We start from the raw sequence: 20635 nt of genomic DNA on the forward strand, positions 1-20635 counted from the left end.
AGCCATGCCGCGCTTTGCCGCCAATCTCACGCTGATGTTCACCGAGCACCCGTTCCTCGACCGCTTCGCGGCGGCCGCGGAGGCCGGGTTCGCGGCGGTGGAGTTCCTGTTCCCCTACGAGCATCCGCCACAGGCCATCGGCGAGCGCCTGCGCCGCCACGGCCTGACGCAGGCCCTGTTCAACCTGCCGCCCGGCGACTGGGCGGTGGGCGAGCGCGGCCTCGCGGCCCTGCCCGACCGGTTCGACGAGCTGAAGGCGGGCGTCGAGACCGCGCTCGCCTACGCGGCCGAGACGGGCGTGCGGCGCCTCCACCTGATGGCCGGCATGGCCGACCGGGCGGATCCGGCTGCCCGGGACGCCTATCGCCGCGCGGTCGCCTGGACCGCCGAGCGGCTCGCGCGGGAAGAGCTCGACCTGCTCCTCGAGCCGATCAACGGCCGCAACATGCCGGGCTATTTCCTGAACGACTTCGGCGCCGCCGCGGATCTCATCCGCGAGCTTGCCCTGCCGAACCTGAAGCTGCAGTTCGACCTCTACCACTGCCAGATCCTGCATGGCGACGTGACCATGCGGCTGCGCGCCCTGATGCCGATGATCGGGCATGTCCAGACCGCGAGCGTCCCCGACCGCCACGAGCCCGGAACCGGCGAGATGAACGACGCCTTCCTGTTCGCGGAACTCGACCGGCTCGGCTATGACGGCTTCGTCGGCTGCGAGTACAACCCGAAGGCCGGGACGCAAGCCGGCCTCGGCTGGTTCGCGCCCTTCCGGGGAGGCCGGTCATGAGTCTCGCACTGGGCTGCATCGCCGACGACTACACGGGCGCCTCCGACCTCGCCAACACGCTGACCCGGGCGGGCCTGCGCACGGTCCAGACCATCGGCGTGCCGGGACCGGATCTCGACCTGCCCGGCATCGACGCGGTGGTGGTGTCGCTGAAGAGCCGCTCGATCCCCGCCGATCAGGCCGTGGCCCGCGCGCGCGAGGCCGACGCCTGGCTGCGCGCCCGCGGCGCCGGCCACGTCCTGTTCAAGGTCTGCTCCACCTTTGATTCCACCGATGCCGGCAATATCGGCCCGGTGACGGACGCCCTGCGGGCGGATGCGGGCGCGACGATCGCCCTCGTGACCCCGGCCTTCCCGGAGACCGGACGCACCGTCTTCCAGGGCCACCTCTTCGTCGGTGCAGTGCCCCTGCACGAGAGCCCGCTCAAGGATCATCCCCTCAACCCGATGCGGGACTCGAATCTGGTGCGGGTGCTCGCGCGCCAGAGCCGCCATCCGGTCGGGCTCGTCGATCTCGCCACGGTGGCGAAGGGGCCGGCCTCCGTGCGGGCCCGCCTCGATGCGCTCGCGGCCGAAGGCAAGGGCGCGGCAATCGCCGATGCGGTCTTCGACGCCGATCTGGCGGTGCTCGGCGCCGCCTGCCTGTCCGATCCCGTCTCGACCGGCGCCTCCGGCCTCGGCCTCGGCCTCGCCCAGGCCCTGGTGGCGAGCGGCCGCGTGCAGGCCGCCTCCGCCGCGGAGGGGCTCGGCGCGCCCGTCGGCGGGCCGGCCGCCTGCCTCGCCGGGAGCTGCTCGCAGGCCACCCTCGGGCAGATCGCCATGGCGGAGGCCGTGATGCCGGTGCGCCGCCTCGATCCCGAGCGGCTGCTCGCCGGCCCCGAGGAGGCGCAGGACGCCCTCGCCTGGGCGGCGGAGCGGATCGGGAGCGGCCCGGTGCTGATTGCGTCGAGCGCGAGCCCGGAGGCCGTCACGGTCCTCCAGGCCCGGCACGGCCGCGAGGCGGCGGGCCACGCGATCGAGGCGGCGCTGGCCGGCATCGCCGAGGGGCTGGTCGCCCGCGGCGTGCGCCGGCTGGTGGTGGCCGGCGGCGAGACCTCGGGCGCCGTCGTCGATGCGCTCGGGCTCACGGCCTTCCGCGTCGGGCCGGAAATCGCGCCCGGCGTGCCGGTGCTCGGCACCGTGCGGGGCGACATGCGGCTCGCGCTGAAATCCGGGAATTTCGGCGGCCCGACCTTCTTCTCGGACGCACTCGCGCTGATGCAATAGGAGCAGGGCGCTGCGCACGCCCTGCACCCGCGCCAGAGGGCTATTCGCCCTCTGGACTCCCGGGATAGCGGAAGGGGTCGGGCAGGCGGGACGCGTCGTAGACGCATTCGCCCGCGACCCAGGTCGCCCGCACCGTGCGCTCGTCGCCGAGTGTCATCAGCACGAACATCAGGTCCTCGATGCTCTCGCAGCGGGCGGTGCGGAAGGCCAGGAAGGGCGTGGCGTCGAGGGCGAGCACGCACAGATCCGCGTCGTAGCCGGGCGCGATGCGGCCGATGCGGTCGTCGAGATGGAGCGCCTGCGCCCCGCCGAGCGTCGCGAGATGGAAGGCGCGGAGCGCGTCGAGGGCATCGCCCCGCAACGCCGCGACCTTGTAGGCTTCGCCGAGCGTGCGCAGCGCCGAGAAGCTCGTGCCCGCCCCGACATCCGAGCCGAGGCCGACCCGCACCGGCCGGCGCGGATCGAGCGCATCGAACAGCCGGAACAGCCCGCTGCCGAGGAACAGGTTCGAGGTCGGGCAATGGGCGAGCGCCGCCCCCGTGGCGTGGCAGGTGCAGAATTCCTCCTCGCTCACATGGATGCCGTGGCCGAACACCGCCCGGGGCCGTACCAGCCCCGCATGGGCATAGACGTCGAGATAGCTGGAACGGGCCGGGAAGAGGTCGCGCACCCAGGCCACCTCGTCCGGGCTCTCGCTGAGATGCGTCTGCAGGAACAGGCCGTCATGCTCGCGCAGGAGCGCGCCGGCCGAGTCGAGCTGCGCTTCCGTGCAGCTCCCGGCGTAGCGCGGCGTCACGCAGTAATGCTGGCGCCCGTTTCCGTGCCAGCGGCGGATCAGGGCGCGGCTCTCCTCGTAGCCCCGCTCCACGGTGTCGCGCAGGTCGTCCGGGGCGTTGCGGTCCATCAGCAGCTTGCCGGCGACCATGCGGGTGTTGAACCGCTCGGATTCCGCGAAGAAGGCGTCGACCGAGTGCGGATGCACCGTGCAGTAGACCGCCGCCGTCGTCGTGCCGGCCCGCAGGATCTCGCGGAAGAAGACCCTGGCGGCCATCTCCGCATGGGCCGGATCCGCGAAGGCGCGCTCGGCCGGGAATGTGTAGCGCTCGAGCCAGGCCAGCAGCTGCTCGCCGAAGGACCCGACCATCTGCACCTGCGGGTAGTGGACATGCGTATCCACGAAACCCGCGCAGATGAGGGCGTTCTCGTAATGCACCGGCGTGACGCCGGCGGGCACGCGGGCGGGATCGTAGGGCTCGAAGGCCCTGATGCGCCCGTCCTCGATCAGGATCAGCGCATCCGCGTGATGGATGAAGCAGGCCCGCGCCGGCAGGTGGAACGGATTGCCGGAGAAGCTGATCGCCGACCCGCGGATCGCCGTGAGGCGGGGCGGCGGGGAAGGGCTGTCGGTCGGCACGGTGGGATCTCCTGGGCGGGGTTTGCTGGGCGGGGTTTCCTGGCAAGGCGTCGTCGCTGGTCCGGGTGCGGCCGCGTCAGTGAGCCCCGCCCGCCTCCACGAACTTGAACAGGAACACGGCCGCGATCACCCAGACGATCGGCTTCACCTCCCGCGCCCGTCCCGTGAGGAGCTTCAGCGCCGCGTAGGTGATGAAGCCGAAGGAGACGCCGTTGGCGATCGAGTAGGTGAAGGGCATCAGCAGTGCCGTGACGCAGGCGGGGATCACCTCGGTCAGGTCGTCCCAGTCGAGATCCACGAGTTCGTGCAGCATCAGGCAGGCGACGTAGAACAGGGCCGGCGCCGTGGCGTAGGGCGGCACCGAGCCGGCGAGCGGCGCGAAGAACAGGCAGGCGAGGAACAGCAGAGCCACCGTCGCGGCCGTGAGCCCGGTGCGCCCGCCCTCCTCGACGCCCGAGGCACTCTCGAGATAGGCCGTGGTGCTCGACGTGCCGAGCAGCGAGCCGATGAAGATCGCGCTGCTGTCGGCCATGAGCGCCCGGTTGAGCCGGGCCATCCTGCCCTCGACGAGGAGCCCCGCCCGGCTCGCCACGCCCATCAGCGTGCCGGTGGCGTCGAAGAGTTCGACCAGGAACAGCACCAGCACGACGTTGAGGAGCCCCGTCGAGAGGGCGCCCGACAGGTCGAGGGCGAACAGCGTCGGCGCGATCGAGGGCGGCAGCGACACCACGCCCTGGAAGCCGTTGCCGGCGACGAGGAAGCTCAGCACCGTGACGGCGAGGATGCTGGCGAGGAGCGCCCCCTTCACCTTCCGCACCGACAGCACCGCCACCATGATGAAGCCGAGCACCGCGAGCACCGTACTCGGCTTGTGCAGGTCGCCCATGGTCACGAAGGTGGCGGGGCTCGCCGCCACCACGCCCGCGTTCTTGAGGGCGATGATCGCGAGAAACAGCCCGATGCCGACCGTGATCGCGATCCGCATCGAGCGCGGGATGCCCCCGATGATGAGGCTGCGCAGGCCCGTAAGCGTGACGATCAAAAAGCAGACGCCGGAGATGAACACCGCGCCGAGCGCTGCCTGCCAAGTATAGCCCATCTGGAGCACGACCACGTAGGCGAAATAGGCGTTGAGACCCATGCCGGGCGCGAGCGCGATCGGGTAGTTGGCGAGGAACGCCATGATGAGCGAGCCCAAAGCCGCGACGAGGCAGGTCGCCACGAACACCGCACCCTTGGGCATCCCGGCATCGGCCAGGATGCTCGGGTTGATGAAGACGATGTAGGCCATCGTCAGGAAGGTGGTGAACCCCGCGAGCACCTCCGTGCGCACGGTCGTGCCGTGCTCCTTCAGGGCGAAGAGCCGCTCCAGCAGGCCCTCCGGCCGGGCGGTCGCGGCGTCACGCGTCATGTCCATCGGGGGTCTCCTGCGTCGCCGCCATCACGGCGCGGTAGATCCGGTCCGGCGCGAAGGGTGTCTGCGTGAGCCGCGCGCCGGTCGCGGCGCGGATCGCGTTGCCGAGCGCCGCCGCCACCGGGTTGTAGGGGCTCTCGCTCATCGACTTGGCGCCGAGCGGGCCGATTCGGTCATGCGTGTCGGCGAACAGCACCTCGGTGCGGGGCAGGTCGGCGAAGGCCGGGATGTGGTAGCTGCGGAAGGTCTGCGTGACGACCCGGCCGGCTTCGTCGAGACGCACCGCCTCGTAGAGCGCCGCGCCCAGCGCCTGCGCCACCCCGCCCTCGATCTGCCCGCGGCACTGCATCGGGTTGAGCACCCGCCCCGCATCCGCCGCATGGACGCTGCGCAGGATGCGCACCTCGCCGCTCGTCGGATGCACCGCCACCCGGAAGGCCTGGACGTTGAAGGCGACCGAGCGTGGCGTGCCGTCCGCGCGGCCCGTCGCCGCGAGCGGCGCGAGGTCGCCGAGGGAGACACGGCCCGCGGGCGTCTCGACCGCCCCGCCGACGAGCCGGCAGGCCGCCGCCGCGGTCCCGGTGCGCGCGGCGGCCGCTTCACGGATCGCGGCCGCGAGTGCTTCCGCCGCGCGCAGCACCGCCTGCCCGGCCACCACCGTGCCGGTGCTGCCATAGGCCCCCGTGTCGTGGCCGACCGCATCGGTGTCGGATTGGAGGATCGCGATCCGGGCCGGCACCGTGCCGAGCACCGAGGCGGCGATCTGGCCGTGGATTGTGGTGGTGCCGTTGCCGAACTCGGCGGTGCCGACGGCGAGCGCATAGGCCCCCTCGCCGTCGAGCGTCAGCCGCGCCTCGGCGAAATGGCCGCGGGGCGGGATCGTGTCGATCATCGCCATCGCCATGCCCTCGCCGATGCGCCAGCCCGGGCCCGGCGGATCCTCGCCGCCGGGGGAGCGCATGGCGGCCTCAGCCAGGGCGAGGCACTGATCGAGCCCGTAGGAGCCGTACTCCACGTCGTGCGGTTCGAGGCTCGTGGAGACGAGCGGATCGCCCGGCCGCACGGCATTGCGGCTGCGCATCTCGTAAGGGTCGAGCCTCAGTCCCCGGGCGAGATCGTCCATGGCGGATTCGACCGCGAAGATCGTCTGGCTGAGGCCGTAGCCCCGGAAGGCCCCCGCCGGCACCGTATGGGTGTAGACGGCATAGCCGTCCACCCGCTTGTTCGGGCAGCGATAGACGCTGATGACCTCGTTGCAGCCGTGATGCAGCACGCCGCCCGCGTGATTGGCATAGGCGCCCGTCTCGGAGAGCACGTCGAGTGCGATCGCCGTGAGCGTGCCGTCGCGGCGCGCGCCGAGCTTCACCCGCACCCGCATCGGATGGCGGGTGGTCGCGCCGACGAACTGCTCGGTGCGGGTGAATTCCCATTTCACCGGCCGGCCGGTGCGCAGCACCGCGAGCGCGACGAGGTCCTCGGTCAGCATCTCCTGCTTGCCGCCAAAGCCGCCGCCGACCCGGCCGCAGACCACCCGGACGCGCTCGCGGTCGAGGCCGAGGAGGGCGCAGAGCGCATCGCGCGTCAGGAACGGCACCTGCGAGCTGGTGCGCAGGACGAGCCGGCCCGCCTCGTCGAGCCAGCCGATGGCGCCGTGGGTTTCGAGATGGGCGTGCTGGATGCGCTGCGAGCGGTAGGTACCCTCGACCACGAGGTCGGCCTCGGCGAAGCCGGCCTCGACATCGCCGATCGCCCCATGCACCTCGGCCGCGAGGTTCGGGTGGGCATGGAGCGGGGGCGCATCCTCGCCCGGCCGGTCGCGCCCGTCATGGACGAGGGGCGCGTCGGGATCGAAGGCCCGTTCGGGATCGAGCAGGGCCGGGCGGATCGCGTAATCGACGATGAGGGCCCGCATCCCGGCCTCGGCGGCCCCCTCGCTCTCGGCGACCACGGCCGCCACGCGCTGGCCGACGAAGCGCACCACGCGATCGAGCATCAGGGTGTCGGGTGCGTCGTCGCGCGGATCCTGGTGCCGCCCGGTCGAGAAGCGCGCTCCCGGCACGTCCTCGTGGGTGAAGACCGCGACGACGCCCGGCACCCGGAGCGCGGCGCTGCGGTCGATGCGCCGGATCTCCGCATGGGCATGGGGCGAGCGCAGCACCTTCAGATGCAGGGTGCCCTTGAGCGCGAGGTCGAAGGTGTAGCGCGCCCGCCCGCTGACCAAAGCCGGACCGGCCGGGGCCGGGAGGCTGCGCCCGCAGGGGTCTGCCTCCGGCTCCGCCTCGGCCGACGCCACGCCCGCGATCGCACCCGCGCCCGCGATCGCATCCGCGATCGCCCGATAGCCGGTGCAGCGGCAGAGATTGCCCTTGAGCGCCGTGCCGAGGTCGCGCTTCTGCCCCTGGTCGAGGACGGCGGCGGTCATCACCATGCCGGGCGTGCAGAAGCCGCACTGGAAGCCCTGCGCGGCCAGAAAATCCTCCTGAAGCGGATGCAGCCGCGCCGGCACCGGATCGCCGGGCCGGCAGGGGCCGGCGAGCCCCTCGATCGTGGTCACGGCGCGCCCCTCGGCCCGCAGCGCCGGCACGAGGCAGCTATGGACCGGCTCGCCGTCGAGATGGACCGTGCAGGCGCCGCAATCGCCCGCGTCGCAGCCCTTCTTCACCCCGAACCAGCCGAGGTCGCGCAGGAGCGTGCGCAGGCACTGGCCGGGGCGGGGCTGCGCGCTCTGGCTCAGCCCGTTGACCGTGAGGATCATGGGCGCGGATCTCCGTCGAGGTCGCGCCGGATCTCCTCGGCGAGGAGGTGGGTCACGTGGCGGCGCCAGTCGGGCGCGCCGTGGATGTCGTCGTAGTAGAGAGCGTCCGGAATCGCCGCGGCGATCCTCGCCTGCAGGGCGGCTTCGTCCGGCAGCGTCGGGAAGGCGAGTTGCAGCGGCCGGCGGATCGACGCCGTCACGGTGAGCGCGAAGGCTCCGCCCGGGTCGCGCGTGCCGACGAGAAGCGCACCCGAGCGGCCGTTGGGGCTGAGCGAGATGCGCCGGAAGGCCGTTCGCCGCCGGAGGGAGGCGGCCGGCAGATCGATGCGGCGCAGGATGTCGCCCGGCTGGAGCGCGGTCTCCTGCGGCCCCCGCACGAAATCGACCACGGACAGAAGCCGCTCGCTCCCGTCCGGCCGCCAGATCAGGCAGGTGCCGTCGAGGGCCGCAGTGAGCGCGATCATCGGTCCGGCCGGCAGCGCCATGCAGAGATTCCCGCCGACCGTCGCCATGGTCCAGATCTTGAACGAGCCGAGGAGCGCCCGGCAGCACTGGCCGATCAGCGGAGCGGCCATCCAGGCGGAGGGGCACTCGATCCGGTCGAGCTGCGCGAGGGTGCAGGTGGCGGCGATCCGCAATCCCTCGTCGTCGATCTCGAGGGGCGTCCAGCCGAGCCGCGAGAGGTCCTGGAGCCGGGCGATCCCGGGCTGCGGCTCGGAGAACAGCCAGGTGCCGCCGGCAAGCCACGCATCCCCCTCCCGCCAAGCGGCCAGATCCTCCCGGCTGCGCGGCGTCAGGAGGGCCGTGATCGTGTTGAGGTCCATCCCGCCTCCCGGTCCCGTTCGGTCTCCGAGCTTACGCAAGAACCCGTCCAACCGCCGCGCTTGCCCGACGGGCTCCCGCGGGGGCCGATCATGACCCGACGCGGCGACCACGACGAGAGGGGGAGGAGCATCGGGCCTCACGCTATCCCGGGGCTTGCCCCGAGGCGGCGCGGCCGCCGCAAGCGGAGTCGGCTTCGGCGCCCGGGGAGCTTGCGCCGCGGTGACGGTAATGTCCGCGAGAGTTCCGCGGCAGCCGGATCGGCTCCGCGCCCGACCTCTCATAAGGCTTCCGGTTGACCCGTTCGGAGACAAGAGGGCGCGGGCCCCCTCTCCCACTCGGGAGAGGGGGTCCCCGCGTGGATTCGTCTCGGAACAGATCAACCGGAAGCCGTATCACCGGGCCTGCCAAGAATGCAACCTTGAATTGCGGTTTCGTGCCCGCGGCCATTCCCGCGGCAGAGGCGGGGACGACGCCTTCAACCCGCCTTCGACCGATGGGGAGAGGAACCACCCGTGTCGTCGCGCGCGAGGCGCAGCAGATCCTGGATGAGGGAGACCACGAGGCGCTCGTGTCGTTCCCGCTCGTCCCAGGCGAACTGGGCCCCCGCCATGAGCGTGGTCGAGACCTCGTCCAGCAACACCCGCGCCTTGGCCGCGAGCCCGTCCGCCGAGCCCGCCGGCATGGTGGCGACCGCCTCCACGAACCCGTTCCACCCGTCGCAGGCTTCCTGCCACTCGTCGTCGCTCATGCTGCGCACGACGGCCGGATTGCTCAGCAGGGTATGCAAGGCGATGGCGCGTTCGCAGGTTGCGATCAGCCCGGCATCGCCGTGATCCGCCGACTCCCGGAGAGGAGCCAGGGTATCCGGGGGGATCCGACGGACCTCCCGAAGGGCACGGCGTTCCGTGAGCATCGCGCGCATGGGCACCTCCGGTTGATGAATGTGCGGGACCTTGAGCATCGCACATGCCATCTGGGACTGTTGATGGCAGCGTCGAGCAAGCGCGATCATCGGTGTCCGCCGTGCAACGCGCGCGGGAGCGACGCTCGTCAAGGCGAAGGTGCCATCTTGCTCCATTCCAGCTTGGGATCGACCAGTCCAGACCAGCCGTCTCGAGCCTCCTCGAAGCTCCGAAGAGGATAGGCGGGCCGTCCCCGGTGCCTATCAACCAGCCGCGATCTCGTTGCCAGTGTGGGACTGCGGGCCGCCACGGCCGAAACCGGGTGCTCCGGGGCAGTACGACCTGGGCGATACATGCGTCATGACGCTCGCCTTGCGTGTATCTCCGGCAGGCCAGTGACGACTTGCCGCACCGCAGCATGATGCGGCAGCGCGCCGCACAATCGCGGTCGAGGCCCGGTGCGTTATCCCTGCCGAATTTCTACGCAGCGTCCGGAACCCGCATTGACTTCCGGGATGCCGTCGATAGTCAGGCGTTGACGGCGTAACTCTTTGTATCGATCAGGTTTGTACTGGCTATGGCGTCCGAGCTCACCCTGATGACAGCCGACATCATCGCTTTGTATCTGATAAACAATGCGTGCTCGACGCAAGAACTGCCGGAGTTGATCCGATCGGTCCATTCCGCCCTGGAGGACATCGAGCGGACGTCGAAGCCAGTCGAGGTGCAGGAAGCGCCGCCGGTTCCGATCGAGACGACTGTGACGCCAGACTACATCATCAGCCTCGAGGACGGAAAACCCTATAAGACGCTCGGGCGTCACCTTCACACGCGTGGCCTCACCCCCGAGCAGTATCGCCGGAAATGGGGCCTTCCGCCGGATTACCCGATGATCGCGCCGACCTACGCGGCCGAGCGGGCGGCCCTGGCCAAGCGCGGCGGCTTCGGTCGCAAGGCGGCGGCCGATGTGCAGCCGGCCCCGAACGAGGCGGAGTGACGCTGAGCAGACTTGGCGGGCAGGCCACCGCTTCGTCCGCTCAGGCTTTTGATGTGTCGCAGGTTTTTGACGGAAAACCGCAACGCACTGTTCCGAAACCTGCTTGGGCGATCAGCGCGCCGGGAGGGCGAGGAGGTCGGCATGGCCGATCACCGCCGCGCGATCCGGGCCGGTGCGGGCCTCCCGCCAGGCGATGACCTGCTCCGGCGCAACGAGGCCCGTCTCCTGCACCGCCGCGGCTTTGCCCGCAGCCAACCGGTCGAGGAGGGGGCCCTCGCGAAGGCGCCAGGGACTTGGCCCCCGCAGGGTCCGGTAGCCCGACCGGGCGAAGGCCCGCTCCAGCACCTCCGTCGCCTGCGGGCCTGCGGCCGGTCCGAACCCCTTGTCGCGAATCTGATGCGTCAGGAAGGCGGTCTGGACCGCGGCATCGGCCGGATGCGGCGGGGTCCAGCGCTCGGCGCCATCGTAGGTGAGGGCGGTGTAGAAGGCCGCGCCGGCCGCCGCCACGGCCCGTACCGCCGCGTCGATCCAGCGTTCCGACACGAGGTCGAACAGGGCCGCCGCCGTGACGAGATCGGCCGGCATGGCCGGATCGAGCACGGCGCCGAGGCCGGAGGCGAGGTCGCGGGCGTGGCAGGACACCCGCAGCACCCGCCCCGCCCGCCGCAGGACGAGGTCGTCCCCATCCGTCGTGCTGTGCTCCGCCCAGTCCGCAAGGGCGGCGCGCGCCGCCGCGAGCAGCGCCCGGTCGTGGTCGATCAGGCACCAATGCTGGCGGTCCGGCAGATGCCCGGCGAGCGCCCGCAGGTTCGAGCCCGTGCCGCAGCCGAGGTCGAGGACGCGGATCGGCTCGGTTCGCGCCGCCAGGGCGCGACCGAGCGCGGCCATGAGAGCGGGATCGCGGGCGGCATGGTCGGCCGGCTCGCGCAGGGCGAGCCATTCGGGGCTGAAACCCGTCACGGGCGCGCGCCCCGCAGGCAGGCCGCCACCGCCGCTGCCGTGTCGGCCCAGCGCGGCAGGAGCTGGCCGGCGGCCCAGGACGCCTCCGCGGCGGCGCGCCGCGCGTCGGGATCGGCGATCAGGCGGCGCAGCGCCGCGCGTAAGGAAGCGATGTCGCCGGGCGGCACCGTGAGGCCGGCGGCCACCGGCACGGTCTCGGCCGCGGCCCCGCCACTCGTCGCCACGACGGGGAGGCCCCGGGCCAGGGCTTCCGCGAGCGCCATGCCGTAGCCCTCGAAGAGCGACGCCGAGACCAGCAGGTCCGCCTCGGCATAGAGGCGGTCGAGAACCTCGCCCGACACCGCCCCGGCGAGCCGGATGCGATCGCCGAGCCCCTGCTCGGTCACGGTCTGCCGCAGGGCCGCGGCGCAGGCGGGGGCCCGGTCGAGGGCGCCCGCGATGGTCAGGTGCCAGTCGAGGTCGCGCAATCCGTCGAGCGCCTCCGCGAGCAGGTGATGGGCCTTGCGTGGCGTCACCGTGCCGACCGCCAGCAGGGAGACGGGACCCCCCTGCCTGAAGGGCGTTCGTCCGGCCGGCATTGTGCCGGGCTCCGCCACGGTGATCCGATCCGGCGGCACCCCGAAGTCGCGCATCAGCAACGCGCCGGTGAAGCGGCTCGTCGCGACGACGCGATGCGCCAGCGCCAGGGCGGCGCGCTCACTCGCCCGGAGCGCCTCGGCGCGGGCAGGGGACAGGCCGGTCTCCAGGCAGAGCGGGTGATGCACCAGGGCGACGAGCGGCCGGTCGCCCGCCGCCCGGATCACCGGCTCGGGCAGGGCACCGTAGGCGAGGCCATCCACCAGCAGGGCGGCGCCGGCGGGCAGGCGAGCGAAAGCGGCTTTCGTCCGCGCCAGATCCGCGGCGGATGGGTCTGGAAAGGAGCCGGGCAGGGGCAGGGGCACGGCGCTCAGGCCGCAGGCCGGCCATTCCGCGAGCAGGCGGCGCGCATAGGCGTAGCCGCCGGTCGGCGCGTCGAGATCGCCCGGAACCGCGAAGACGGCGTCGATCACGGATCGAGCGGCCCCTCGCACCAGGCGCGGGCGACATGCGATTCGTGCAGGGTCACACGCAGGCGCGACACGCCCTCGCCGCCCGGCCCGAGATCGCCCGCCCGGACGGCCGCCGCCATCGCCCGGTGGATATGGCCGCAGAGGAATTCGGTGGTGGTGTTGATGCCGGCGAAGTCCGGCAGGTCGTCGAGGTTGCAGTAGTTGAGCGGGGCGAGGATCCGCTTCAGCACCTCGCCGGCCCGCCCGATATCGACCACGACGCCCTCCGGCGTGAGGCTCTCGCGGAAGAAGGCCACGTCGACCACGAAGGTCGCCCCGTGCAGCGCCTGGGCCGGGCCGAACAGCGCGCCCCGGAAGCTGTGGGCGATCATCACGTGGTCGCGGACTTCGACGGCGTACATCAGGGCTCCTCGGGGGGATCATAACGGATGGCGGTGCAGAGCCCGGGCGCTCCGCGGCGGAGCAGGCGCGGCAGGGAGCCGGGTAGATCCGCGAAGGCGACCTCCTCGGTGATCAGGGCATCGAAGCGAGGGTCCCCGAGGAGATCGAGGGCCTTCAGCAGGCGGCGGCGAGGGGTCCAGCGCGGGCGCCGGGCCGCCGGCAATTGTCCGACCTGGCTCGACACCAGCCGCAGCCGCCGCGGGTGGAAGAACACTCCGAGGGGAGCCGGCACGCTGTCGCTCCCATACCAGCTGAGTTCGACCACGCGGGCCTCCTCGCCCGCAAGCGCGAGGGCGGTCGCCAGGCCCTCGGCGCTGGCGCTGGTATGGAGGACGACGTCCGCCGCGCCATCCGCCTCCGGGGCCGTCCGGAAGGGCACGCCGAGCGCCGCGGCCGGTGCGGCCCGGGAGGGGTCGCAGTCGATCAGCGTCACCTCGGCCCCGGGCAGGCGCGCGGCGAGGGCGGCCGCCAGCAGGCCGACCATACCGCCCCCGACCACCGCGATCCGGTCGCCGGGCCCGGCGCCCGAATCCCAGATCCCATTCAGGGCCGTCTCCATGGTGGCGGCCAGGATCGCGCGGCGGGGCGGCACGCAATCGGGCAGCGGAAACAGGGCCTCCGGCGTGGCGGTGAAGGCCTCCTCGTGCGGGTGGAGCGCAAAGATGAGGGGGCCGTCCGGCTCGATCCGTCCGACCGCGCAATAGCCATACTTGACCGGAAACGGGAAATCGCCCTCTTGGGCCGGCGCACGCATGCGCGCGCGGATCGGCTCCGGCACCCTTCCCTCGAAGACGAGGCGCTCGGTGCCACGGCTGAGCGCGGACCAGAGGGTGCGGACCCGGACCTCGCCGGGGCGGAGAGAGGGCAATGTGTGGCGTCGCAACTCCGCCCGGCCCGGCGCCGTGTACCAGAGTGCGCGGGCGGACGCCGTCCCGTCCTGCTCTTCCGCGCCGCTGGATCCCGAGCGATGCTGCACTCTGACTCCCCGGTGCTGGCCGAAGAAGACTCGGCCACCGCCGCTCCTCTCACGACGCCGGCGGGGCTGCAACCCGTCGCGGCTTTGCGCCGCCGCCGCATCGCCATGCTGGCCCTCAATCTGGTCAGCTGCGCCGGGTTCGCGGCGGCGCTCGCCCGGATCCTCGGCGCGGGCGGGTGGGACGCGATCGACGTCGCGCTGTTCGCCTGCTGCCTGCTCGCGCTGCCCTGGACCGTGCTCGGCTTCTGGAACGCGGTGATCGGATTCGGGCTGCTGCGGGCCGGTCCGCGGGGCCTTGCCGCAGCCGCCCCCTTCGCGGCGGCGGGAGACCGGCCCGATCCGCCGCGCCTGCGCACCGCCATCGTGATGACCCTGCGCAACGAGGAGCCGGAGCGCGCCTTCGCGCGGCTGCGCCTCGTGCAGGAGAGCCTCGACCGCACGGGCCATGGCGGGTGGTTCAGCTTCCACGTGCTGAGCGACACGGATGCTCCCGCCCTGATCGCCCGCGAGGAGGCGGCCTTCGCCGCGTGGCGCGCCGCGCTGGCGGGGGCGCGGGCCGCGCGCCTCCACTACCGGCGGCGGGCGGAGAATGCGGGCTTCAAGGCCGGCAACCTGCAGGAATTCTGCGCCCGCGCCGACGAGGAACTGATGCTGCCGCTCGATGCGGACAGCCTGATGACCGGGGAGGCGATCCTGCGGCTCGTGCGCATCGCCCAGGCTCATCCGCGGATCGGCATCCTCCAGGGCCTCGTCGTCGCAGCGCCGGCCGTGAGTCCCTTCGCACGGCTGTTCCAGTTCGGCATGCGCCACGGGATGCGCCCCTACACCATCGCCATGGCGTGGTGGACGGGCGAGTGCGGCCCGTTCTGGGGCCACAATGCCCTCGTGCGCATCGCCCCCTTCGCGGAGCATTGCCGGCTGCCCGCCCTCGGGCCAGGAAGGCTCGGCGGGTCGATCCTCTCGCACGATCAGGTCGAGGCGGTGCTGATGCGCCGGGCCGGCTACGAGGTCCGGGTGCTGCCGGTGGAGACCGGCAGCTTCGAGGAGAATCCGCCGACGCTCCTCGATCACCTCGCCCGCGACGCGCGCTGGTGCCAGGGCAACCTGCAATATGTCCGGCTGCTGCGCCTGCCCGGCCTGCTCCCGGTCAGCCGCTTCCAGCTCGTCTGGGCGATCCTGATGTTCCTCGGTGCGCCCGCCACCGCGCTGGCGCTGCTTCTCCTCCCGCTGCGGCTCCTCGATCTGCCGGCGGAGACGCCGACGGATCTGGCCGCTGCGCTCTATCTCGGCTGGCTCGGCCTCGTGCTCGCGCCGAAATATGCCGGCTACGCGGATGCGCTTCTCGGCGGGGCGGCGGCTCATGGGGGGCTCCCGCGCTTCCTCGCCGGCATCGTGGCCGAGACGGTGTTCTCCTTCCTGCTCTACGGCATCGCCATGGTGCGGCTCAGCCTGTTCGTGGCCGGGCTCCTGGTCGACCGCCGGGTCACCTGGGCAGGGCAGCGGCGGCAGGCGGCGGGCCTGTCGGTCCTCGCTGCCTGCCGGGGGCTGCCGGACGTGGTGCTGTTCGGCACCGCCCTGTGCGGGGGGCTCGCGCTTCTCGCGCCCGGTCTGCTGCCATGGCTGTGGCCGCTCCTTCTGGGGCCGCTCGCGGCGATCCCCCTCGCGGTCCTCACCGCCTCGCCGCGCCTCGGCCTCTGGATGGCCCGCCACCGGCTCTGCGCCGTCCCGGAGGAGATCGGACCTGTGCCCGAGATCCAGGCGATGCGGGCTGGCTCGGATCCTGCTCTCGTCGGACGCCCGACCTAAACAGACCCTGACCTACCTGGAAGCCGCCCAGCACCTCAGCATGAGGGCTGGTGGGGCTGCCATCGGGGCCTTGCGGCCGGGTTCATCCGTCAGGGGCGGCCAAGGCCGGTGGCAACTGACGCGGGGCCGGTTCGCCGCATTCCCAACCAGGATGGCAAGCAGACGCGTGTCGCTGCGGGCTGCTGCCGGCGCTACCCCACGCCCACCGGCTGTTTCACGGCGAGCGGCGTGCGCAGCGTGACCAGCTCCTCGCCGGCCGTCGGGTGGACCGCGATGGTGCGGTCGAAATCCGCCTTGGTGGCGCCCATCGTCACCGCGATCGCCACCGCCTGGATGATCTCGCCCGCGTCGTGGCCGAGGACGTGCACGCCCACCACCCGGTCGCTCTCGCGCGCCACCACGACCTTCATCAGGATGCGGTCCTCGCGTCCCGAGAGCGTCGCCTTCATGGGGCGGAAGCGCGCCTCGTAGACGTCGATGTCGCCGTAGAGCGCGCGGGCCACGTCCTCGTTGTGGCCGATGACGCCGATCTCCGGCGTCGAGAACACCGCGGTGGCGATCAGATCGTGGTCGACCGCCCAGGGCTTGCCGCCGAAGACCGTGTCGGCGAAGGCGTGGCCCTCGCGGATGGCGATCGGCGTGAGGGCGGCCCGGTTCGTCACGTCGCCCACCGCGAAGATCGTGGGCACCGCGGTCTGCGAGAAGCGGTCGACCGGGATCGCGCCGGCCGTGTCGAGGGTGATGCCGACCTTCTCCAGTCCGAGTCCCTGCACGTTCGGGCGCCGGCCCGTCGCCACCAGCACCTGATCGACCAGGAGGTCCGTTCCGTCGCTGAGGGTTGCCAGGATGGCGCCGTCCCGCCGGTCGAGGCGTTCGATGGTGCGGTTGAGCCGCAGGTCCATGCGGCGCGCATAGGCGGCGCCGAGGGCATCCCGGATCTCGTCGTCGAAGCCGCGCAGGAGCCGGTCGCCCCGGTGGAGCAGGGTGGTGCGGCTGCCGAGGGCGGCGAAGATTCCGGCGAATTCCACCGCGATGTAGCCGCCGCCGACGATCAGGATGCGCTCGGGCTGGCGCTCGAGCTCGAACACCTCGTTCGAGGTGATGCCGAGCTCTCCCCCGGGAATCGCCGGCTCCTTGACCGGATGCGCGCCCACCGCGATCAGGATGAAACGGGCGCGGACCGTCTTGCCCGAGCGCACGAGGCGCACCGTGTGGGCGTCCTCGATGACGGCGCGATCGGCCACCAGGTCGACGCCGGCGCGCATCAGGTTGGTGGTGTAGATTCCCTCGAGCCGCGTCACCTCGGCATCGCGGTTGCGCTTGAGCGTCGCCCAGTCGAAACGCGGGGATTCGACGCTCCAGCCGAAACCGGCCGCGTCCTCGAACTCGTCGGCGAAGCGGCCCGCATAGACCATCAGCTTCTTGGGCACGCAGCCGCGGATGACGCAGGTGCCCCCGACCCGGTACTCCTCGGCGAGCTTGACCGTCGCGCCGTAGCTCGAGGCGATCCGGGCCGCGCGCACGCCGCCGGAGCCGCCCCCGATCACGAAGAGGTCGACGTCGAAATCGTCCGTGGCGGCTCCGTTGCCCATGGTGCGTCTCCTTGGCCCTTGGCACTATGGCGCATGGCGCGCAGCCACGCGACGAGGGCGCCGAGCCCCGCGATCCACCATCCCTGCCACGCCCCGTGCCCCACGAAGGCGATGCCCGCCGCGGCCGCCATGGCGGCGAGCGCCGCGGCGCAGTCGGGCTTGGGCCAGGCCGAGAGCGCGCGCAGCGTCAGCAGCAGCACGATGGCGGCAAGCGCCGCGCCCACGATGCCGAGCTCGGCCCAGACCTGCAGGAAGCTGTTATGCGGGTGACCGGCGGTGAGCATGGGGCGCATCTCCGGGTCGAGCCGCCGGGCCACCGGCAGCGCGTCGAACCGGGCGCTCGTTCCGAAGCCGGTCCCGCGCCAGGGATCCGCCGCCACCGCCGCGCCGAAGCTCTGGGCGATCACCACCCGCTCCCGGGTGTTGCTGGCCGCCATCTCCGCGTGCAGCCTGGGCGGCATGACGGCGGCGAGGACATCGCCTTCGAGCGGTGCAAGGGCGAGGGCGCCCATCAGGCCGAGGCCCGCAAGCGCCACCATCGCCCGCTGCGGCAGCAGCCGCGCCAGCCCGTAGGTGGCGGCGGCCACGATCGCGGCGAGGGCGGAGGCGCCGCTCGCCGAGAACCACGCCGCCGCGCCGGCAGCGGCGGCGGCGAGAAGGGCGAGGAGGGGGCTGCCGCGCCGCGCCAGCAGGACCGCGACCGGACCTGAGAGCAGCACGATCAGTTCGAGCGGCCGGTTGTAGACATAGTCGAAGGCGCGCTCGTGCAGGAGTCGCCGCACCGCGACGTCGGTCGCGAGATCGATCTCGATGAACAGGCAGGTCGCCAGAAGCAGCCAGCCGGCGGGACGCAGGACCGGCCCGAGATGCGGGGGCGCCAGCCGCGCGACCAGGAAACCCGCGAGCAGCGTCGGGAGGAATTCGGAGGCATGGCGCAGCGACAGGGCCGGAAGCGGACTCCACGCGACGCTCACCGCGCACCAGCCCAGGAAGGCCAGGGCCGCGAGGCCGAGCGGCGTGGCGAGCGGCTCCGCAAGGCGCTCGGTCGCCGTCCGCCAGCCCTCCGCCGCGACGGCGGCGGCCAGGAACAGGAGGGCGGCCAAGCCCACCACGACCGGGCTCGACCGGTTCGCCGCCGCCATCACGGCGGGCAGGGCCGCCAGGAGCATGGCCGCGAAACCGGCAAGGCGCGCGGCGATCGGCGGCCCGGCCTCCGCCTGGGCCGTGGGAGCGGCGGCGCGCATCGCGCTACTGCATCTGGTGGCCGCGCTTGCCCATCTCGGCGCGGACCCGGACCATGACGTATTCGGAGACATCCTGCGTCCAGGACTGCATCGCCTGGACCATGTCGTCGAGCACCTGAGGCTGGGTTTCGACGTAGCGCTTGCCGGCGGTCGAGCGGAAGAAGATCGCGATCTCGCGCAGCTCCGCCTCGCTCAGCTTCGCGGCGTAGATGCGCGACGCCGTGTCGATCATCTTCTGCTTCTGCAGCTCCAGCTCGGGCTGGAGCTTCTCGATGACGTCGTCGAGATCCTTGGTCAGTTCGGGGCGGGTGACGGCGGCCTGTTTGATCTGATCGCCGAAGACCGGGATGATCGAGTCGAAGGAGCGGGCGATGCCGGAATTCAGCATCACCTCCTTGGCGAGCGCGAGGTGGCTCGGCGTGATGGCGGGCGCCGGGGCCGCGGGGGCAGCCGGAGCGGCGGCGGGCGCCTTCTGGGCTGCGGCCGGGGCGGCCGCCAGAACGGCGGCGAGGAGGCCCGCGAGGAGGGGCGCAGGACACGAGGGCATGGACAGGCTCCGATGAGAGGCGCCGCCGGTCTCAGGGGCGATGGCGGCGCGTAAAGAGGAGAACCCCGCGGCCGTGACATCGCGGGAGCGCGGCTTCTAGACCGCGCCGAGGGTGAGGAGACGGATGGCGCCGGCCTCCTCGGCGGCCAGGATGGCGCCGGTGCACAGGCCGAGGAACAGCCCGTGCTCGACCACGCCGGGCACCGCCGCAAGCGCCGCCGCGAGGGCGTCCGGGTCCGGGATGCGACCGAGATGCGCATCGAGAATCAGGTGGGCGCCGTCGGTCCGGAACGGCGCAAAGTCGCGGCCGGTGCGCAGAGTGAGCTCGCCCGCGCAGCCCGTCCGCGTCAGCGCGGCCGCGATCGCGCGGCGCGTCGCGCCGAGGCCGAAGGGCACCACCTCGATCGGCAACGGAAACCGGCCGAGCGTGGCGACCTGCTTGCTGCCGTCGGCGATCACGACCATCCGGCGACTGGCCGCCGCCACGATCTTCTCGCGCAGGAGCGCACCGCCGCCGCCCTTGATGAGACGGAGCGATCCGTCGATCTCGTCGGCGCCGTCGACGGTGAGGTCGAGCTCCGGCGTCTCGTCGAGCGTCGTCAGCGGGATGCCGGCGGCGGCGGCGGCGCGGTGCGTCGCCTCGGAGGTCGGCACGCCGACCACGGAGAGGCCGCTCCGCACCCGTGCGCCGAGCAGCTCCACGAACTGGGCCGCGGTCGAGCCGGTGCCGATCCCGAGCCGCATGCCGTCCTGGACGAGGTCGACGGCACGGGCGGCGGCGGCGCGCTTGAGGTCGGCGCTCACGCTGGAACTCCGGCTGGGCAGGGAAGCGGGAAGGCGGGCAGCATGGGGCGGTGTCCCTGACGGTCCGGTGCCCGCGGCGCATGGCTAAAGCGGGCCAGCACGCCCCTAGCATGCGCGCCCGCTGCCGGGGAAGCGCCGGCGCGACCCGTGCGTCAGGGGCGCGCGGGCTGAGGCGTCACGACATTGCCGGTGGTCCGTGCGGCGGGCGCATCGCTCCCGGCGCTCGCCTGCGGGGTGCAGACCACGACTTCGTCGAGGACGTAGCAGATGCTCATGGCGCCGGTGCGGTGGTTCACCCGGAACACGCCGGCCTCCCGCAGGTGGCGCGAGGCGACGAGGCCGTATTCGGAGGGAGCCTGGGGGCCGGCGCCCTCGCCGGGCCCGAAGCACAGGGTCGTGCCGATGGTGTTCTCCTGCAGCCCGTACTGGCAGGACGTGACCTCGCCCGTGACCTTGTCGACCCGGTAGACGCGGTTGAGGTCGGCCTGCGGGGCCGGAACGAACTCGTAGGATCCGGCAGCCGCCGGCAATCCGGCTCCCAGCAGGGCCAGCGCCGCGAGGCCGCCCCGATATCTCGTTTTCCCGCCCATGGCACCGCTCCCTGAGCCCCGTTGCCGCCCCGGCGGGCGCCGGGCCGGACTTCCCGGGGATGTTCTACCGGCTTTTGGCTGGTGCGAGCCTTGCACGCCGATGGAGGCTGGCCCGGCGCCGGTTGCAGAGCTAAGCCCGAGCGCTTTCTGATGTCGGCGCACTCGAAACGTGCTTTAAGCGCGCCGCGGACCCGCCCCACAGGGGGCGGGAGCGCCCAACGAAGAACGCGGGCCCACGGGCCCGGTCGGGCCCGTTCGAGGGCCAGG

Annotated in this window: 18 protein-coding genes; 4 read left to right on the top strand and 14 right to left on the bottom strand. The window is 72.4% G+C overall.

Features of this window, described 5'->3' with window-relative positions; all coding sequences use genetic code 11:
• The first annotated feature begins 4 nt into the window (after window positions 1–4).
• Together otnI and otnK are read left to right on the top strand one after the other, a co-directional pair.
• The gene (gene otnI, locus MNOD_RS21930; protein ID WP_015931155.1) at window positions 5–787 is read left to right on the top strand and encodes a 2-oxo-tetronate isomerase; all 783 of its coding nucleotides are present in this window, start codon (window positions 5–7) and stop codon (window positions 785–787) included.
• Entirely contained in the window at window positions 784–2052 is a 1269-nt protein-coding gene (gene otnK, locus MNOD_RS21935) for a 3-oxo-tetronate kinase (protein ID WP_015931156.1), read from the top strand. Before otnI ends, otnK begins: the two co-directional genes overlap by 4 nt.
• A gap of 40 nt (window positions 2053–2092) precedes the next feature.
• Here otnK and guaD read toward each other — a convergent pair whose 3' ends face one another.
• From guaD to MNOD_RS21960, 5 genes are all read right to left on the bottom strand, one after another.
• Window positions 2093–3466, bottom strand: coding sequence for a guanine deaminase (guaD, locus tag MNOD_RS21940; protein ID WP_015931157.1), 1374 nt, complete (start codon window positions 3464–3466; stop codon window positions 2093–2095).
• A 76-nt stretch (window positions 3467–3542) separates the two neighbouring features.
• Complete coding sequence (locus MNOD_RS21945) at window positions 3543–4883, bottom strand: NCS2 family permease (RefSeq protein WP_015931158.1); 1341 nt, start codon at window positions 4881–4883, stop codon at window positions 3543–3545.
• Complete coding sequence (locus MNOD_RS21950) at window positions 4867–7635, bottom strand: molybdopterin-dependent oxidoreductase (RefSeq protein ID WP_015931159.1); 2769 nt, start codon at window positions 7633–7635, stop codon at window positions 4867–4869. The genes MNOD_RS21945 and MNOD_RS21950 overlap by 17 nt, the downstream gene beginning before the upstream one ends.
• The gene (locus tag MNOD_RS21955; protein WP_015931160.1) at window positions 7632–8459 is read right to left on the bottom strand and encodes an FAD binding domain-containing protein; all 828 of its coding nucleotides are present in this window, start codon (window positions 8457–8459) and stop codon (window positions 7632–7634) included. The genes MNOD_RS21950 and MNOD_RS21955 overlap by 4 nt, the downstream gene beginning before the upstream one ends.
• Window positions 8460–8935: 476 nt before the next feature.
• Complete coding sequence (locus MNOD_RS21960; RefSeq protein ID WP_015931161.1) at window positions 8936–9382, bottom strand: hypothetical protein; 447 nt, start codon at window positions 9380–9382, stop codon at window positions 8936–8938.
• Window positions 9383–9939: 557 nt separating this feature from the next.
• Between MNOD_RS21960 and MNOD_RS21965 the strand changes: the two genes are divergently transcribed.
• Complete coding sequence (locus MNOD_RS21965; protein WP_015931162.1) at window positions 9940–10359, top strand: Ros/MucR family transcriptional regulator; 420 nt, start codon at window positions 9940–9942, stop codon at window positions 10357–10359.
• Window positions 10360–10470: 111 nt separating this feature from the next.
• Here MNOD_RS21965 and MNOD_RS21970 read toward each other — a convergent pair whose 3' ends face one another.
• From MNOD_RS21970 to MNOD_RS21985, 4 genes are read right to left on the bottom strand one after another with little or no spacing between them, the layout of a single operon-like run.
• A complete protein-coding gene (locus MNOD_RS21970; RefSeq protein ID WP_015931163.1) occupies window positions 10471–11319 on the bottom strand; it encodes a methyltransferase domain-containing protein in 849 nt (282 codons plus the stop codon).
• Window positions 11316–12368, bottom strand: a complete 1053-nt coding sequence (locus tag MNOD_RS21975) for a glycosyltransferase family 4 protein (protein WP_015931164.1) — start codon at window positions 12366–12368, stop codon at window positions 11316–11318. The genes MNOD_RS21970 and MNOD_RS21975 overlap by 4 nt, the downstream gene beginning before the upstream one ends.
• Window positions 12365–12769 (bottom strand): 6-pyruvoyl trahydropterin synthase family protein, encoded by a 405-nt coding sequence (locus tag MNOD_RS21980; RefSeq protein ID WP_015931165.1) that lies wholly within the window; start codon window positions 12767–12769, stop codon window positions 12365–12367. The genes MNOD_RS21975 and MNOD_RS21980 overlap by 4 nt, the downstream gene beginning before the upstream one ends.
• Entirely contained in the window at window positions 12769–13692 is a 924-nt protein-coding gene (locus MNOD_RS21985) for a zinc-dependent alcohol dehydrogenase (protein ID WP_015931166.1), read from the bottom strand. The genes MNOD_RS21980 and MNOD_RS21985 overlap by 1 nt, the downstream gene beginning before the upstream one ends.
• 84 nt (window positions 13693–13776) lie before the next feature.
• On the opposite strand from MNOD_RS21985, the gene mdoH reads away from it, so the two are divergent.
• Window positions 13777–15591 carry a glucans biosynthesis glucosyltransferase MdoH gene (mdoH, locus tag MNOD_RS21990; protein WP_015931167.1) on the top strand — a complete coding sequence of 605 codons (1815 nt, stop codon included), beginning with the start codon at window positions 13777–13779 and terminating at the stop codon, window positions 15589–15591.
• 191 nt (window positions 15592–15782) lie between these two features.
• On the opposite strand, the gene gor is transcribed toward mdoH, so the two are convergent.
• The 5 genes from gor to MNOD_RS22015 form a co-directional block, all read right to left on the bottom strand.
• A complete protein-coding gene (gor, locus tag MNOD_RS21995; RefSeq protein ID WP_015931168.1) occupies window positions 15783–17183 on the bottom strand; it encodes a glutathione-disulfide reductase in 1401 nt (466 codons plus the stop codon).
• On the bottom strand, window positions 17135–18427 hold the full coding sequence (locus MNOD_RS22000; RefSeq protein ID WP_015931169.1) for an O-antigen ligase family protein: 1293 nt from the start codon (window positions 18425–18427) through the stop codon (window positions 17135–17137). The genes gor and MNOD_RS22000 overlap by 49 nt, the downstream gene beginning before the upstream one ends.
• 4 nt (window positions 18428–18431) lie before the next feature.
• The gene (locus tag MNOD_RS22005; protein WP_015931170.1) at window positions 18432–18974 is read right to left on the bottom strand and encodes a DUF2059 domain-containing protein; all 543 of its coding nucleotides are present in this window, start codon (window positions 18972–18974) and stop codon (window positions 18432–18434) included.
• Window positions 18975–19070: 96 nt separating this feature from the next.
• On the bottom strand, window positions 19071–19718 hold the full coding sequence (gene rpiA, locus MNOD_RS22010; RefSeq protein ID WP_244424807.1) for a ribose-5-phosphate isomerase RpiA: 648 nt from the start codon (window positions 19716–19718) through the stop codon (window positions 19071–19073).
• Window positions 19719–19930: 212 nt separating this feature from the next.
• A complete protein-coding gene (locus MNOD_RS22015; protein ID WP_015931172.1) occupies window positions 19931–20368 on the bottom strand; it encodes a hypothetical protein in 438 nt (145 codons plus the stop codon).
• Between the last annotated feature and the right edge of the window lie 267 nt (window positions 20369–20635).

The sequence above is a fragment of the Methylobacterium nodulans ORS 2060 genome, assembly GCF_000022085.1.
GTDB lineage: Bacteria > Pseudomonadota > Alphaproteobacteria > Rhizobiales > Beijerinckiaceae > Methylobacterium > Methylobacterium nodulans.